The organism is Buttiauxella cochleicola (assembly GCF_021283185.1).
Taxonomy (GTDB): Bacteria; Pseudomonadota; Gammaproteobacteria; order Enterobacterales; family Enterobacteriaceae; genus Buttiauxella; species Buttiauxella massiliensis.
This window is the reverse complement of the sequence record NZ_JAJSOS010000005.1, coordinates 64721-80974: the sequence shown is the minus strand read 5'-3', so window position 1 is coordinate 80974 and position 16254 is coordinate 64721. Positions and strand designations below refer to the sequence as shown.

14 protein-coding genes and 1 pseudogene are annotated in these 16254 nt (G+C 36.9%); all 15 read right to left on the bottom strand.

The features are described 5' to 3' along the window. Positions 1-36 precede the first annotated feature (36 nt). Complete coding sequence (gene rfbA / locus LVQ76_RS09065; RefSeq protein ID WP_232921471.1) at positions 37-915, bottom strand: glucose-1-phosphate thymidylyltransferase RfbA; 879 nt, start codon at positions 913-915, stop codon at positions 37-39. 22 nt (positions 916-937) lie between these two features. Next, a complete protein-coding gene (gene rfbB, locus LVQ76_RS09060) occupies positions 938-2002 on the bottom strand; it encodes a dTDP-glucose 4,6-dehydratase (RefSeq protein WP_232921470.1) in 1065 nt (354 codons plus the stop codon). Positions 2003-2097: 95 nt separating this feature from the next. After that, positions 2098-2575, bottom strand: a pseudogene (locus tag LVQ76_RS09055) (DDE-type integrase/transposase/recombinase); the annotation flags it as partial. Positions 2576-3087: 512 nt separating this feature from the next. Then, a complete protein-coding gene (gene galE, locus LVQ76_RS09050; protein ID WP_232865246.1) occupies positions 3088-4104 on the bottom strand; it encodes a UDP-glucose 4-epimerase GalE in 1017 nt (338 codons plus the stop codon). Between the two features lie 225 nt (positions 4105-4329). Beyond that, a complete protein-coding gene (gene gnd / locus LVQ76_RS09045) occupies positions 4330-5742 on the bottom strand; it encodes an NADP-dependent phosphogluconate dehydrogenase (RefSeq protein WP_154153362.1) in 1413 nt (470 codons plus the stop codon). A gap of 197 nt (positions 5743-5939) precedes the next feature. After that, positions 5940-6347, bottom strand: a complete 408-nt coding sequence (locus tag LVQ76_RS09040) for a WbuC family cupin fold metalloprotein (protein ID WP_232921469.1) — start codon at positions 6345-6347, stop codon at positions 5940-5942. Further along, positions 6334-7548 carry a glycosyltransferase family 4 protein gene (locus LVQ76_RS09035; protein ID WP_232921571.1) on the bottom strand — a complete coding sequence of 405 codons (1215 nt, stop codon included), beginning with the start codon at positions 7546-7548 and terminating at the stop codon, positions 6334-6336. The genes LVQ76_RS09040 and LVQ76_RS09035 overlap by 14 nt, the downstream gene beginning before the upstream one ends. Further along, positions 7545-8678, bottom strand: a complete 1134-nt coding sequence (wecB, locus tag LVQ76_RS09030; RefSeq protein ID WP_232921468.1) for a non-hydrolyzing UDP-N-acetylglucosamine 2-epimerase — start codon at positions 8676-8678, stop codon at positions 7545-7547. The genes LVQ76_RS09035 and wecB overlap by 4 nt, the downstream gene beginning before the upstream one ends. Continuing rightward, positions 8666-9547: a dTDP-4-dehydrorhamnose reductase family protein gene (locus tag LVQ76_RS09025; protein WP_232921467.1), complete on the bottom strand. Its 882-nt coding sequence runs from the start codon at positions 9545-9547 to the stop codon at positions 8666-8668. Before LVQ76_RS09025 ends, wecB begins: the two co-directional genes overlap by 13 nt. A gap of 2 nt (positions 9548-9549) precedes the next feature. Next, positions 9550-10587, bottom strand: a complete 1038-nt coding sequence (locus tag LVQ76_RS09020; protein ID WP_232921466.1) for a polysaccharide biosynthesis protein — start codon at positions 10585-10587, stop codon at positions 9550-9552. Continuing rightward, entirely contained in the window at positions 10580-11671 is a 1092-nt protein-coding gene (locus tag LVQ76_RS09015; RefSeq protein WP_232921465.1) for an acyltransferase family protein, read from the bottom strand. Before LVQ76_RS09015 ends, LVQ76_RS09020 begins: the two co-directional genes overlap by 8 nt. Continuing rightward, positions 11643-12662: a stealth family protein gene (locus tag LVQ76_RS09010; protein WP_232921464.1), complete on the bottom strand. Its 1020-nt coding sequence runs from the start codon at positions 12660-12662 to the stop codon at positions 11643-11645. Before LVQ76_RS09010 ends, LVQ76_RS09015 begins: the two co-directional genes overlap by 29 nt. Continuing rightward, positions 12659-13870, bottom strand: coding sequence for an EpsG family protein (locus LVQ76_RS22380; protein ID WP_370640073.1), 1212 nt, complete (start codon positions 13868-13870; stop codon positions 12659-12661). Before LVQ76_RS22380 ends, LVQ76_RS09010 begins: the two co-directional genes overlap by 4 nt. Beyond that, on the bottom strand, positions 13867-14787 hold the full coding sequence (locus LVQ76_RS09000; RefSeq protein WP_232921462.1) for a glycosyltransferase family 2 protein: 921 nt from the start codon (positions 14785-14787) through the stop codon (positions 13867-13869). The genes LVQ76_RS22380 and LVQ76_RS09000 overlap by 4 nt, the downstream gene beginning before the upstream one ends. Next, positions 14762-16036 (bottom strand): O-antigen translocase, encoded by a 1275-nt coding sequence (locus tag LVQ76_RS08995; protein ID WP_232921461.1) that lies wholly within the window; start codon positions 16034-16036, stop codon positions 14762-14764. The genes LVQ76_RS09000 and LVQ76_RS08995 overlap by 26 nt, the downstream gene beginning before the upstream one ends. Positions 16037-16254 lie beyond the last annotated feature (218 nt).

The window sequence follows — 16254 nt, the reverse complement described above, 5'->3', positions numbered from 1 at the left end:
CAGGAGTCTAAGGATTGCTCAATTAAGTAGATTTGCTTAGACGGGAATCTGCTTACCCACTAACTGAATCAAATATTGCCCATACGATGTCTTATCCATAGTCTTAGCACTTTCAAGCACTTGATCGACAGACATCCATCCTTTTCTATAGGCAATCTCTTCCAGGCAGGCTACTTTGAAACCCTGTCTCTTTTCAATGGTATGGACGAACTGAGATGCTTCAATCAAGCTATCGTGAGTCCCTGTATCCAACCAGGCAAAACCACGCCCAAGCAATTCAACATTCAGTTCATTCATCTCAAGATACATCTGATTGATACTGGTGATTTCGAGTTCATTCCGTTCTGAAGGTTTAACCTGCTTAGCCAAATCGACGACTTTGTTATCATAGAAATAGAGCCCAGTAACTGCCCAATTAGATTTTGGCTGCATCGGTTTTTCTTCGATAGAAAGCGCTCGATAATTTTCGTCGAATTCGACAACACCAAAACGTTGCGGAGACATCACCTGGTATCCGAAAACGGTAGCGCCATTTTGCCGTTGTGCAACCATTTCAAGCTTACTGCCGAATCCCTGCCCAAAGAATATGTTATCTCCGAGTACCAGAGCACAATTCTCGCCATTGATGAATTCTTCTCCGATAATGAATGCCTGTGCCAGACCTTCAGGACGAGCCTGAATTTCATAGCTCAGCTTGATCCCTAGATGAGAACCATCACCCAACAAACGCTGGAATGAAGGAAGATCTTCAAGTGTGGTGATAAGTAAAATATCGCGGATACCTGCCAGCATTAGTACCGAGAGTGGATAGTAAATCATGGGCTTATCGTAAATGGGCAACAGCTGCTTTGAGACCCCGCGTGTAATCGGATACAACCGTGTTCCCGATCCGCCCGCCAGTACAATCCCCTTCATCTTAAAATCCTTATATTCTTGATTAACTATTTAGACCTAAACGTTCCATTGAATATGAACCATTTTTAACACGTTGCCACCATGACTCATTCGCAAGATACCATTCGACGGTTTTTTTGATCCCGCTCTCAAAGGTTTCACTAGGTTTCCAACCAAGTTCCCTTTCAATTTTGGAAGCATCAATTGCATATCTCAGATCGTGGCCAGGACGGTCCGTGACATAAGTAATAAGTTCTTCAAAACGTTCTATGTTTGCGGGCTTAGTGGGAACAATTTCATCAAGTAAGCGGCAAATGGTCTTCACAACATCAATGTTTTTACGCTCATTATGGCCGCCAATATTGTATGTCTCGCCCGGATTACCTTCCGTAACTACTTTGTAAAGTGCCCTGGCATGATCCTCGACATATAACCAGTCTCGTACCTGGCAACCATTGCCATACACTGGCAGAGGTTTACCCTCTAACGCATTGAGAATAACGAGTGGAATCAACTTCTCAGGGAAATGGTACGGGCCATAGTTGTTTGAACAATTAGTCACAATTGTGGGCAACCCGTAGGTCCGCATCCAAGCACGAACTAAATGGTCGCTAGACGCTTTAGAAGCAGAATATGGACTGCTTGGGGCATAAGGTGTTGTTTCGGTAAACAGTGACTCCGTATCATGTAAGTCACCAAAAACCTCATCTGTGGAAATATGATGAAAACGGAAGCCGTCTTTCGATGATGGAGTCTGCTGGTTCCAGTAATTTCGAGCAGCCTCGAGTAAAATATAAGTTCCAACAATATTCGTTTCAATGAACGCTGCAGGACCATCAATTGAACGATCAACATGGCTTTCTGCTGCCAAATGCATCACCGCATCTGGTTGGAACTCATGAAAAGCATTATCTAAAGCGGCCCGGTCACAAATATCAATCTGGCGAAATGAATAACGCTTACTACTGGATACGGAGGTAAGAGACTCCATATTTCCGGCGTAGGTCAATTTATCAATGACTAAAACTTCATCACTGGTTGCGTTAATAATGTGGCGAACTACTGCAGAACCGATAAACCCTGCCCCACCAGTTACAATAATTTTCATAAAGCCTCAAAGAGTGTAAATCTTGTTGAACAACCGCTACGACTACGGTAATCCCCCATTTTTAACGGAGGTGATAAGTAGAATCAGGCCATACGCTATATATGATGCACTGGTGTATAACCTTTCATCGCCATATTGGGCCGTTCATGATTATAAAACCACTGCCATTCTATTGCATATTTTGCTGTAATTCATCAAGCATACTAAACAGGTGCTGGCTCAGTCAGTCATAACGCACAATGCGATATATCGCTCAATATAGAGATTTTGCTGAGATTTACTGAGCTGAATAAACTTAAACGCTATATTCTGCTGATGAGCACATGACATTAATGCCTTACCTGTATATTCCGCTCCGTTATCACACCTTATTGCAGCCGATTTTCCTTTCCGCTCAATGAGTTGTTCAAGTGTCTTTACCACCCGACTGGCATGCAGAGGAAAATCTACCTCAATAGCCAGCGCTTCGCGGTTAAAGTCATCAATGATATTCAGTAGACGAACAGAACAATCATCCGATAGTTGGTCGAGCATGAAGTCCATCGACGAGCACATATTACTGCTTTCAGGCACAATTCAGGTATCGGTGTACCGGTTTCAACCTACTTCAGAATGGTCCTGATCTGGCTTTCAGCAAAACGTGATTTGTCCATAGATATCTCCCCGATTCAGATTACGAGAAAATTCGAATTACAAATTCAACGTTTTTCGGGGGATTATACCTCTGACGTGCTGGACGAGTTATCACCTAAATAGCTGCGCAAAATAATAGATCACTTAAACAGCCTGTCACCTTAGTTAATAGGTATTATTTTATTGCGTTGCCGATGCTGAATGGTCAAGGAAAAACCATAATTAATCTGGATAATGGAGGAAAGCAGAGCAATGGTTGGAATCGAGTATCGAAGATTCGCGCTCAATAATTGATTGGTATTGAGACTGAATACCGGACCCATAATGTAAATTACCCTTCAAGTTGCAGAGGTTTGGCTGCTCACCCGAATCGCTCATTTTTGCATGCTCATCTGGATTTACTCAATTGCCACCACCCTGCATCTTGAAATAACTTGAGGATAGAAACGAGATTAAGAATCGAAACCGTTAGGGTTATTTTTCTGCCAGTTCCATGTATCACGCATCATCTCATCAAGAGAACGAATCGCTTCCCATCCCAGAGCATGTTTGGCTAAGGATGAATCTGACCAGCATTCCGCAACATCACCCGGCCTTCTTTCAACTATTTGATAGTTAATTGTCGTTTGTGCTGCTTTTTCAAACGCCTTAATAAGATCAATAACGGAATAGCCGACACCCGTCCCCAGGTTAATGGCTTTGAATGGTGAACCTTCAGTTTTATGATCTAATGCCGCCAGATGTCCGCTTGCCAAATCCAGCACATGAATATAGTCACGAACACCGGTTCCATCTGGTGTTGGATAATCATTGCCGTAAACAGACAGGCATTCGAGTTTTCCAATTGCTACCTGAGAAATATAAGGTACTAGATTATTGGGAATGCCGTTGGGATCTTCCCCTATACGGCCTGAAGGATGCGCACCGACTGGGTTGAAATAACGTAAACAGGTAATGCGGAAGTTAGGCTGTGCATGCGAAAAATCGCGCAAAATTCGCTCAACCATTAATTTCGACGTCCCGTATGGGTTAGTGGTGCCGCCAGTGCGACACTCTTCACTGAGCGGTACTTTTTCGGGATGACCATACACCGTCGCAGATGAACTGAAGATCAGATTATCTATGCCTGCGAGCAACATTTCATTAAGCAAAACAAGCGTTCCAACGACGTTGTTCTCATAATATTCCAGTGGTTTTCTAACCGATTCACCGACGGATTTTAAACCGGCAAAGTGGATAACATCGGATATCACATGGTTTGAGAAAATCTCTTTTAGAATATTTTTATCTAAAATATCGGCCACATATAGTGTTGGTGCTTTTCCGGTTAATTCTGTAATCCTTTCTAAAGACGCTTTAGATGCGTTAGAAAGATTGTCGATAACAACGACTTCATCACCTCTCTCCAGTAATGCCAGTACGGTATGTGAGCCAATATAGCCAGCACCACCAGTTACAAGAATTGCCATAGTTTCTCCAGATTCAGATTGCAAAATGAGTTTATCGATTTTGTATCGATGTCATCCTCAGCCAAATTGCCCCATAGTCTCAATCCTTGGGGACATCCCCCATTTTTAATGGAGGTTAATAGTAGAACTTAGGGTGCGCTTAGCCTATACGTCCAGACAGAAAAAAAACCAGTGGAGAGCATTCTCCACTGGTTTTAAATAAGATCATAATTTACTGATAGTTAATTACTTTTCCATCCACTCCGTATGGAATACGCCTTCTTTATCGGTACGCTTGTAAGTATGCGCACCAAAGTAGTCGCGTTGTGCCTGAATCAGGTTAGCAGGCAGTACCGCTGAACGGTAGCTGTCGTAGTAAGAGATAGCAGCAGAGAAGGTTGGCGTTGGAATACCATTTTGCACCGCGTAAGAAACCACATCACGCAGAGCTTGCTGGTATTCGTCAGCAATTTTCTTGAAGTACGGTGCCAGCAACAAGTTCGCGATGGCTGGGTTCTCTGCATACGCATCGGTGATTTTCTGCAGGAACTGAGCACGGATAATGCAACCTGCTCGGAAAATCTTAGCAATCTCACCGTAGTTGAGATCCCAGTTATTCTCTTCAGATGCTGCACGTAGCTGGGAGAAACCTTGAGCGTAAGAAACAATCTTGCCCAGATACAATGCACGGCGCACTTTCTCGGCAAAATCAGTTTTATCGCCAGCAAATGGTTTTGCCTGCGGGCCACTCAGCACTTTAGAAGCGGCAACACGCTGCTCTTTCAAGGAAGAGATGTAACGTGCAAACACAGATTCGGTGATCAGAGATAACGGTTCACCCAGATCCAGCGAGCTCTGGCTAGTCCACTTGCCAGTACCTTTGTTCGCAGCTTCATCAAGAATCACATCTACCAAGTAGTTACCGTCTTCATCTTTTTTAGTGAAGATGTCTTTGGTGATGTCGATTAGGTAGCTGCTTAATTCGCCTTTATTCCAGTCGGTAAAGGTTGTCGCCAACTCTTCATTCGAAAGATTCAGGCCATTTTTAAGCAGTGAATAGGCTTCAGCAATTAATTGCATATCACCGTATTCAATTCCGTTGTGAACCATTTTTACATAGTGACCAGCACCATCAGCACCAATGTAGGTAACACATGGTTCACCATCTTCAGCAACCGCTGCGATCTGCTTAAGAATTGGCGCAACCAGTTCATAAGCTTCTTTCTGACCGCCAGGCATGATGGAAGGCCCTTTCAATGCGCCCTCTTCCCCACCAGAAACGCCAGTACCGATGAAGTTGAAGCCTTCAGCGGAAAGCTCACGGTTACGACGAATTGTATCCAGGAAGAAGGTGTTACCACCATCAATCAGGATATCGCCCTTCTCAAGATATGGCTTGAGAGAATCAATGGTCTTGTCCGTGGCCTCACCAGCCTTAACCATCAACAGGATACGGCGTGGAGTTTCGAGAGATTCAACAAACTCTTGTACCGTATAGTAAGGAACCAGCTTCTTGCCCGGGTTCTCTGCGATCACTTCTTCAGTTTTATCGCCAGAACGGTTGAACACGGAAACGGTATAGCCACGGCTTTCGATGTTCAGCGCAAGGTTGCGCCCCATCACTGCCATACCAACGACGCCGATTTGTTGCTTGGACATTACATACTCCTGTCAGGTGTGGTCACCGCTGCAAGTGCGCGGCTTGAAATGTGGCTTAGATGTTAACTCAGGTTTTAGTCCAGGGGATAGTGTTTGATGAGGTAGCCATCATGAGCTTAAAATAGCCGCACTTAATCAAATTTAAACTGTGAAAAGAAAAATAAAAAAGATCAAACGTTATTGAACAAAAAACACATCTATGACCAATGTGGGAATACTTTTGCAAACTCAGGGTTAAAAGGTCCCTCTTTTACTTCTAACAAAAGAGCTGTCTTAGAAAGGCACTCAATCCCATGGATGTCTCCAGCAGCAAACTGGATTAAGGATATATCCTCACCAGGGCCGGCATTAAAACTTTGAATGACACCGCCATCAGTTGAATACAAAGTAACTTTTATTACCCCGTCTAAAACTGAAAATAATTCCCATTGGTTCGACAATTCATGGTAATGAGGTTCTACATAACTACCCTGTACCATTGCAATAATTAAACGTTGTACGTGGTCCTGATGAGAATCATGCAACAAAAAATGAGTTCGCAAACGTTCAGATTTTGATGCTTCAAGATATAACTGTTGTAATTGAATATTATCAATTAACTGCATTTTCAGCCTCCAATCGCATCTCAATAGCATACGCAGCTGAAGCTACCGAAAATTGATTATGCAACAACTTACGTGAATTTTCACCTAATGATTCTCTCAGAGCTTTATCCGTATATAATTTCTGTGCTGAGGCAAATAATTTGTCATCCTCACCATTTATATGAATGTATCCAGCATTATTAAAATTGACCACATCCATTAAATCATTACCAACATTGACGCTTCCTAAAATAGGAAGCGACTGGACCATATATCCCAACAATTTTCCGGGAAAATTGTGAGCTGTATGTCGAGCGGAAAGAGAAAACAAACCAATATCAACCTCTGCCAGAATACGCTTAAATTCAGTCTGTGAGACAGATGGAATATAGCTGAAGTTTTTCAAATCCCATTGCAAAGCAAGCGAATTTATTAAATCAACTTCATCTCCCTGCCCTACAAAAAGAAAATGAGCATTTTCATTGTGGCTCATACTTTTGGCAAGTCGCATCAAGTTAGCCATATCCTGCGCATGTCCAATGTTACCACCATAAAAATATATTACTTTCTTATGTAAGTTCAGTCTTTCTCTTATTGACCCACCTTCACATTGATCATTTGTACACACTGATACATCAGCCCAATTTCGTAATACCTCACACGGATACCCCTTATTTTTTTCATGAAATATCTCGAGGTTTTTTTCAGACATTAACCCTATTCCGTCAGCTTGCTTATAAGAATAGCGTTCAAATATTCTGAAATATCTTTCTAATATTGAACCCTGACGAAGCATTCCTGCATCAATAACCCATTGAGGAAACAGGTCCCGAAGAACGAGATATGCAGGGCATTGGCAAACACTCTTAATGTTATTCACCAACCTGCCCCAAAAAATCGATGGCGAATAATAAACAACCCCATCAAAAGAATCAGATTTTACTAAGTGACGGATGGATTTCCATGCACGAAATGATATGACGGACTCATTTATTGCACGCTGAAATTTTCCAATATCTTTTATTGGGCCGCTTTTGAAGCGCCATATGGTAATGCCATCAAGTTCACTCACAGTTATCTTACCCGCGTCGTTAAACTCAGGAGTAATAACAGTAACTGAATGACCTCTTTTAGATAGTTCAATCGCCAACTCATGAAACATTTTCGCAGCTACACGAGTACTGTCAGGCAAATAATCATCAATGATAAGCACCAACTTCAAAGCGACTTTCTCCATACAACTCGATTGACGTAATCAGTGTAACTTATAATTGTACGTAGAACTTTATCCGAAACATTTGGAGCAATATAATCATTTACCTTATTTACTAATCTCATAGTGCCACGTGGTTGATGCTCAAGTATATTGATAGCTTGCAAAATTCGCTCAATATTCATTCCCGTGAACATTACGGCTCCTTCTTCTAATCCTTCAGGACGTTCTTGAGCCTCTCTAATGTTCAATGCAGGGAAATTTAAAATAGAGGACTCTTCGGTAATAGTTCCACTATCACTTAGTACAACTTTAGCATCCATCTGCAAGCGAACATATTCACAAAAACCTAATGGCTTTAATAAATTCACCAAGGGATGGAATTGTAAGTTTAAACTTTCTATTTTTTTTCTAGTTCTTGGATGCGTAGAAACGATGATGGGATATTTATATTTTTCTGCCAATGCATTTAACACTTGAACATAATTGTGAATATTTATATCAGAGTCTACATTTTCCTCTCGGTGAACACTAACTAAAAAATATTCATTCCTGTTTAAGGACAACCGGCTAACAATATCTGATGCACGAATTTTATTATTATAGAAACCAAGCACCTCATCCATTGGACTCCCCGTTTTGACAATTAGATCGGGATTAAGTCCTTCACGAAGCAAATATTCACGAGCAATATCGCTATATGGCATATTAACATCTGCAATATGATCAACGATTTTTCTATTAATCTCCTCTGGGACTCGCAAGTCAAAACAGCGATTACCTGCTTCCATATGAAAGATTGGGATTTTCTTTCGTTTAGCAGAGATCGCTGCTAAGGCACTATTAGTATCTCCTAGAATTAGTAGAGCGTCAGGCATGAACTCTGCGAATACTTTATCTGATTTGCTAATTACCTGAGCCATAGTTTCTGCAGCATTAGCTCCAGCACATTCTAAAAAAACATCAGGCGTACGAATGCCTAAATCGTCAAAAAATATTTGGTTCAGCTCATAATCATAATTTTGACCAGTATGAATCAAAATATGTTCACAGTAAGTATCAAGCTTAGCTATTGTACGTGATAACCTAATAATTTCTGGACGAGTGCCAACAATAGTCATTACTTTTAATTTTTGCATGGAAGGTACCTTTTTAGATAATCACTGTGCATATATTCAATCAGCTCCTGCCATGTTGGAGGAGAAAAACGAATTGCCGCTCTAAGTTTTGCTGAATCAAGTGAGCGGTCGATAACGAGCTCTTCAGATTTATGAATATCAATCGATTTCCCATATTTTTTAGAGATAAGCGAAATTAAATCAAACTTATTAATTGGATTCACGGAAAGATGATAAAGTCCTTTCAAGCTCTCATCCGACAATATCTTTTCAGCTAGTAACTTGGCAATATAACAAGTAGGCAAGCCCGAAAATATCGCTTTTGAAAACCCATTAACTTCAGAAGACTGATTTAAGAACCAGTCTACCAAACTCACAGTTGATTTTAATTCATGGCCAATTATAGATGTTCTCAAAGTCAAATGTTGTCCGTAAGTCACCTCACCTAAACATTTTGATTTACCATATAAGTCTGTAGATGAGGGGAAGTCAGATTCATCATATAAACCTTTACTACCATCAAAAACACAATCTGTAGAGAAATGAATAAATTTTGCAGTATGTTTATTACATAAATCAGCCAATTGATGTGGTAGTAAGGCATTAATTTTAATGGCAGAAATATGTTGTTTAGAAACTTCATGCTGTTTAATCAGACCAATGCAATTTATAACAACATTCGGCTTAACTATATCCATCACCTTATCAAGGCTACAAATATCATCGGCATCAACACCAACAATCAAATTTTTTCCGCAATCAGAAAAATATGGCTCCTTTCCAATAATACTACGTGCTGTCCCGAAAATATTTAAGTGGCTGTATTCATTTAAATTAGCAAACAGACTGTACCCCAGCATACCTGTCGCACCTAAAATCAAAACATTCACTATTATACTCCTTCTGGTACAAATACATTTCCATCTTCAATTGCACGGATAAAATCAAGTTTCCGCAAAAGAGTTTTCATACCTTCCAAATCCAAGCGCACTGTATTATGAGAATTATAATCCTCTACAACAGATAAATCTTTTTCGCCTTCCTCAAAATATTTTGAATAATTCAAATCACGATTATCTGCAGGTACACGGTAATAATAGCCTTCTTCTTGAGCAACAAACATTTCTTCACGACTACATAATGCTTCATATTGCTTTTCACCGTGACGGGTACCAATGATATTAACCGGATGCTTCGGTTTATCCATAATATCCAATAAAGCTTTCACCAAAATTTCTATTGTTGCAGCAGGTGCTTTTTGTACGAAAATATCTCCATTATGGCCATGCTCAAATGCATGTAAAACAAGATCAACAGCATCATCTAATGTCATCATAAAGCGAGTCATATTAGGATCTGTAATAGTGATAGCATCACCATTTACAATCTGCCGGATAAACAGTGGAATTACCGACCCACGGGAGGCCATTACGTTACCATAACGAGTGCAACATATAGTTGTTTTCGTATGAGCTAGATTGCGGCTTTTAGCCACAATAACTTTTTCCATCATCGCCTTAGATATTCCCATGGCATTAATAGGATAAACAGCTTTATCTGTGCTCAGGCATACCACTCGCTCAACACCGTGCGTGATCGCTGCCTCTAAAACATTCTCGGTGCCAATTACATTAGTTTTCACCGCCTCTAAAGGATAAAACTCACAAGATGGAACTTGCTTTAAAGCTGCCGCATGATAGATATAATCAACGCCACGCATTGCATTAGATATACTCTGATAGTCTCGTACATCACCAATATAAAATTTTAATTTATCGCTGGAATATTTTTTCCGCATATCATCTTGTTTTTTTTCATCTCGGCTGAAGATTCTAATCTCACCAATATTTGAATTTAAAAAACGTTTTAGCACTGCATTACCAAAAGAACCTGTACCACCGGTAATTAATAATACTTTATTTTTAAACATGCATACCAACCTTAGAAGAGACGTTTTTTTTAAAAAATACTACTATCTTTATTTCAATGAGCTTGTAAGCAGCATAGCCACTCAGAATTGAAAAAATCATAGCTGTGGATATCACCAAGAAGGGATTAGACATAAAATCATAGCCCAAGCGATGCAATATGAAATAAAACCCAGATATAATAAAGTAATGAGTTAAATATATCGAATATGATGCATCTCCAATTATAAGGAAAAATTTTGGAAATTTATAAAACTCGAAAATTCTGAGAGTACAAAGGATTAATATCGAATATGGCACCCCCCAATACAAAAACCTTAAATCATCAGGCATTTGTAAAAATAGGGTGAAACTAATAAAAATAAAGCTAAACGCAAGTAATACATACCATAAAGAATCAGGTAAAAATCTACTATTCATCTTATAAAGATGATAAACAAAGGCACCAAGAATAAACTCCAGCAATATTGGATTAGTTATCAATGAATAGATATATAATTCATCACGACCTTTAAATAATAGACCTAGTGAAGCACATAAAGATATAAATATGAAAATACGAAAAATATACTTATCCTTAAAAAAAAATATAAATAGTGCCAAAATTAGATAGAAATACATTTCCAGATTCAAAGTCCAGCCAACACCTAACAATGGAGCAAATTTCCCTTCAGGACTTGCAATCGCTACAAAAAAGAAACTACCAAGAGTGTGATAAATATCAGTTGTGGTGTTATAAAAAATTGATGGGAATGAATGTAACAACACTAAAACCACAAGGCTAACCAACCAATACATAGGCACTATTCTAGTAATTCGTTTGTACATGAAAGATCGCCATGAGAATTTTCCACTAACAACGTCATTATGTGTAATATATGACATAATAAAGCCACTTATAATGAAAAAAAGATCTACGCCTGAACGAGAAAAATGAGCTAAATCGGAAAATGAAATGTAATTTGACAATTCGCTATATCGTTCCATTCTATCAAATGAATGTGCATAAACAACAAGGGCAATAGCAATGCATCGAAAAAATTGTATTGAGTCAATTTTATTTTTCGTAACTAGACTTTTTTTCAAAATGTGCCTCGAGTCTATTGATTAAAAAACCCTTAAGATTGGAGAAATCACTATCACTGATATTTTCATCTTCACAAAAGCACAAGAATGTAATACCAGAAATTATTTTTTCATATAAAAACTTGAATTTTTCTACATCATTAATATAAACTGATTTATGATCATTAAATTCCATAGGGTAAAAATTGCCTCTAACTAAATTTATAAATCTATACACGTACTGATTTATATCTTTTCCACTACGAAATTTTGCATAGCAAGTATCTTTAATAACACCATATTTTTGTGTATTATAAAAATCAATCCATGTTTTTTTAAGATGGGGTTGTGGATGGTGATATATATCAATCCATTTAATGTCCCCTGCACAATACCAAAAAAGATTAGAAATGTTTGTTCGCCAATTATAGTTGGTATTAAATAATGTTTTTATCTTTAACTCTCTAACCTTTTTCGTATCTAAATAAGCATATGCATTATTAATGAATTTGCATGCAAGTGCATTCTGCGGTTTTATTTTTTCATATAATTTACCTTTTCGCGGATAGGATAATTTAATGTAATCCACGGGCTTATACTCAATAAAAAAACGCGTAATATCTACAGGATTTAATACTAATGTATCATCATTAAAAAGGATGAATTGTTCTGCCAACCCAGGAATGTTAGAGAAATTAGCTTCTATTGCAGAAGAATTGAATACAGGCAAAGCTTCTTTGAAATAAAATATGTCATCATGTGTATGGAACTTGAGTTTCGGAGAACTTAAGTTCAGCCACTCGGGAATTTGACCATTTGTTATGAAATGGATGTTTCGTATCCATGGCATATTATACTCAATGCTCCGAAATACATATTTTAGAACTCCTAGATCGCGAAATCGATTGGGTGGGGATTTTTTATATTTTGTATATTCGTTTAACCATTCTGGATCTTCTGAATCAACCCAATACAGAACAACATCACAATCAGTCGGTGAACTAAATTTCATAAAAATCGCCCTTGCTCATCAATTTGAGATAATATCTTTCTATCATATTGTGTACGTTCGAAAATCGTAATAACCGGTGGTAAATATAGTATATTAGTCATATTATTAAGACTAATAACAGTTCTATTTGCATATATATTGCCAAAAGCAAAAGTGATTAAACCGACAAAAGTAAATATTAATAAAAAAGTATTTTTAAAACAACTCGAAGAATAATGCTTTATAAACTGCAATATGATCATGCAATTGACAAACATTGCATATCTACTAAATATAACTTCATAATTGCAAAAAAGAAACAGTATTAAAATATTCCAAATTGTAAACTGCATATAGCTATCTTTATAACTATTTTTATTAATAAGAAATAAATACAAAACCCCTGGGTATATCATCCAATATGTCAAAATCAATGACACCCTATACCACAAGCTATAGGTATCCAAAAACTCCGTAGCCCAATAACCGGTTAAATAAGCTAAGAGTCTCCCCTTTAATAGTTCAGGTACGGGCATAATATTAATCAAATTTGAAATAAGATATGATGTTGATATAGCAACTATTATTAGCACTATGAATAACGATTTACTAACACGAACTAATTTTGAAAGAATAAACGCTATTGCTAATAATAAAAATGCAAAATGGCAAATCATAGCTAATATCAAAAATAAATATCCAATCTTGTTCCTTTTTTCAAATATAAGAAAAGATGCGTATAAGGCTATGAATATTCCGAACCCAAACCTTAAACCTAAAATTATCGTAAACAATGGGACAGTTGAAAGAACTAAAAGCGAAAGCAAAAAATAAGTTGAAGATGTCATTTTTTGACTTTTTAACGTATAAAATCGATAAATGCTTAATATAATATAATATGATATAAAAGAATATGCGCCAGGCACTATTCCAAAATGAAGTCCGAGGGTTTTAGTAACATACTCTGTAGTATATAGTATAAAATCGAATTTATATTCAATCAGTGTATAAAAAGAATTAAAATCGACCATACTGTCGAAGTCACTATAATGTCTAGCAAGATCATACACTGGAGGAACTGAATATCCAATAATAAAAAAAAATGAAGATATTATAAATATATCAGTCTTAGAAACATCTCGTCGACATATATTAATAAATGAACTTGCAAACCCTAGGATAGGAATGAAAAAAAATGCCAAACATGATAAGATGCTTCTTTTAGTCATATGATTCTCATGGTGTGTTTCAATACTACTGCAAAGTTAAGAAAATTAATATGTTTCATGCTCATGTAACATAACTTTAAATATAAAAAACTAACTTTGGTTTGTTTCTTCAAAAAATAGATTAAAATCTCTGGTTTTATCGTCGCTACTGTAAGCAATTCATCAACTTGGTTCTTAGATAAATTAACTAACTCTGCGCTATAACCACAGTCCTCTTTGAATATTAACGCTCTGATTTTTTCCGAACTTTCTTGTTGAGTTTTATTATGCAATTGCGTTATCTGTGATTTAGAAAGTCTATAATTCAATAGTATCTCTTGAATATTATGAAGCTTTCCGAATTTTGAAAGGACGTACCAAAAATGATAGTCCTCGGCATCAGGATAATTTTCATCAAAGCGCAAATTATTATCAGCTATAGTACACCTCCTAATCATGGCAGCAGGATGACATATAGGAGATGATATATACATTTTGGACCTGATTTTTTCATCGTTTTCTGGCGCAATAAAATTAAATCGTTTAGTCTTGCCATCATGTGAAAAATATTTCACTAAACTTCCACATGCAACACAACTCTCATGTGTTTCCAGATAATTTACTTGTTTTTCTATTCGCTGTAATTCTGATATATCATCGCTATCCATTCTTGCTATATATTTCCCTTTGCATATATCCAATCCTAAATTCAATGTTTTGATTAATCGCATATTAACTTTGTTATTAATGACAATTATTCTGCTGTCATTAAAATCATTAACGATTTCTAACGAATTATCCGTTGAACCATCATTGATAATAATTATTTCTAAATTTTCATATGTTTGATTAATGATGCTTTGCACAGACTCTTTTACAAATCCCGCAGCATTATATACTGGTATCAATACACTAACTAAAGGTTTTACATTTGACATTTTTAATTTTCATATCGTGAATTAGTAAAAGAAGAAGGGTGATAAAGTATATTATTTGCGATATTACATACGCATGCATTACTCCAGTAATAATATCTCCATGGGGTAAAGCCCAACACAGTATTACAAATCCTACCCACTGAACTGATTCGGAAAAAATATACTTCATTACTCTGGACTTGCTTAACATGTAATAAGCTATTATCCATGATAACATTTTGAAAAAATCCCCAAGCACTTGAAATAATATGTAGTCACTGACTTTAATGAATTCCTTTGTGAATAACAATTTTATAATCAAATCTTTATATAGAAATAACATTACCGCTATGGAAATCATGATAGCAACTACTGCGCATGCACTTTTCAAAAGTTCTTTTACAATCAAATCTTGATGAAACAAACTCGATAATTTCGGCAATAAATAAACATTTAATGTTAATGTAATAATCATTAGATAAACATTGCTGATCTTCCATAGCGCATCCCATACACCAGCATCATTCCAACTTGATGATGAGACGATAAAATTCCTAACAATAGTCAAACTTACAGGCATAATTAATGCAGCAAATATTGGCATAGCTGCAAAATGCATTATCTCCTTTAGATATATAAAACTCGTAATACTAATATATTCACTTAGTTTAAACCAGTTGGTTTTTTTCAATACACATATAGTGACAATTACATTTAGAACTTGATTTGTTGCAATTGAAATTAACGCACCATCTATTTTAAAATTAATTATAAGAACAACCGAAAATACCAATGTTATAATATTTCCGATAATGTTACATGCTATATACTTCTTTATTTCTCCTCGACCATTAAATAATGCTAATAAAAAGCTATTTAGAGCAAAGAAAAAAATGCATACTGCAAACAATCTTATAACATATGAATAGCTATAAGTCTTGAGTAAAAAAAATGAAATGAAACCACCAAATATCAGTATAAGGATGCAAAAGATTAATGAGAAATAAAACATTACACTAAATGATGTTTGGGAAACCTTTTCTATTTCCGTTTCATTATCTTTTCTTGCTGCAATTAATTTTACAGTCGCACCGTTAATGGCGCTCGATGGGAACACGAGCGCCATTGCAATTAAATTTTGTAATTGTGATATGATTGCGAATGATGAAGGTCCTGCAAAGTAAGCAACAGCCTTATTAATACCTAACAGCGTAATAACTCTAATAAATACGGATAGACCATTTAAAACAATTACTCTGACCATTTTCATTTAAAATACTTCTATTTTAGGTTCACGCTACCGCCCTGGCTCAACAGCTACCAGTCCACTGGAAAACATTCATTTAGACACACATTCAAATGATGGCTAATAATACCTACCAATTAAATGAGTAATCATTGGGGATTAATGTACTACTGTTAAGAACCATAATGAAGTGGCAGTTAGCTACAACAGACTTACCAAGCGCCTTTGTTGTCCCAACTATC

What these genes read in the sequence shown, in the direction of transcription:
- rfbA (WP_232921471.1), bottom strand. Translation starts at nt 915, where the DNA reads ATGAAGGGGATTGTACTGGCGGGCGGATCGGGAACACGGTTGTATCCG.
- rfbB (WP_232921470.1), bottom strand. Translation starts at nt 2,002, where the DNA reads ATGAAAATTATTGTAACTGGTGGGGCAGGGTTTATCGGTTCTGCAGTA.
- galE (WP_232865246.1), bottom strand. Translation starts at nt 4,104, where the DNA reads ATGGCAATTCTTGTAACTGGTGGTGCTGGCTATATTGGCTCACATACC.
- gnd (WP_154153362.1), bottom strand. Translation starts at nt 5,742, where the DNA reads ATGTCCAAGCAACAAATCGGCGTCGTTGGTATGGCAGTGATGGGGCGC.
- LVQ76_RS09040 (WP_232921469.1), bottom strand. Translation starts at nt 6,347, where the DNA reads ATGCAGTTAATTGATAATATTCAATTACAACAGTTATATCTTGAAGCA.
- wecB (WP_232921468.1), bottom strand. Translation starts at nt 8,678, where the DNA reads ATGCAAAAATTAAAAGTAATGACTATTGTTGGCACTCGTCCAGAAATT.
- LVQ76_RS09020 (WP_232921466.1), bottom strand. Translation starts at nt 10,587, where the DNA reads ATGTTTAAAAATAAAGTATTATTAATTACCGGTGGTACAGGTTCTTTT.
- LVQ76_RS09010 (WP_232921464.1), bottom strand. Translation starts at nt 12,662, where the DNA reads ATGAAATTTAGTTCACCGACTGATTGTGATGTTGTTCTGTATTGGGTT.
- LVQ76_RS22380 (WP_370640073.1), bottom strand. Translation starts at nt 13,870, where the DNA reads ATGACTAAAAGAAGCATCTTATCATGTTTGGCATTTTTTTTCATTCCT.
- LVQ76_RS09000 (WP_232921462.1), bottom strand. Translation starts at nt 14,787, where the DNA reads ATGTCAAATGTAAAACCTTTAGTTAGTGTATTGATACCAGTATATAAT.
- LVQ76_RS08995 (WP_232921461.1), bottom strand. Translation starts at nt 16,036, where the DNA reads ATGAAAATGGTCAGAGTAATTGTTTTAAATGGTCTATCCGTATTTATT.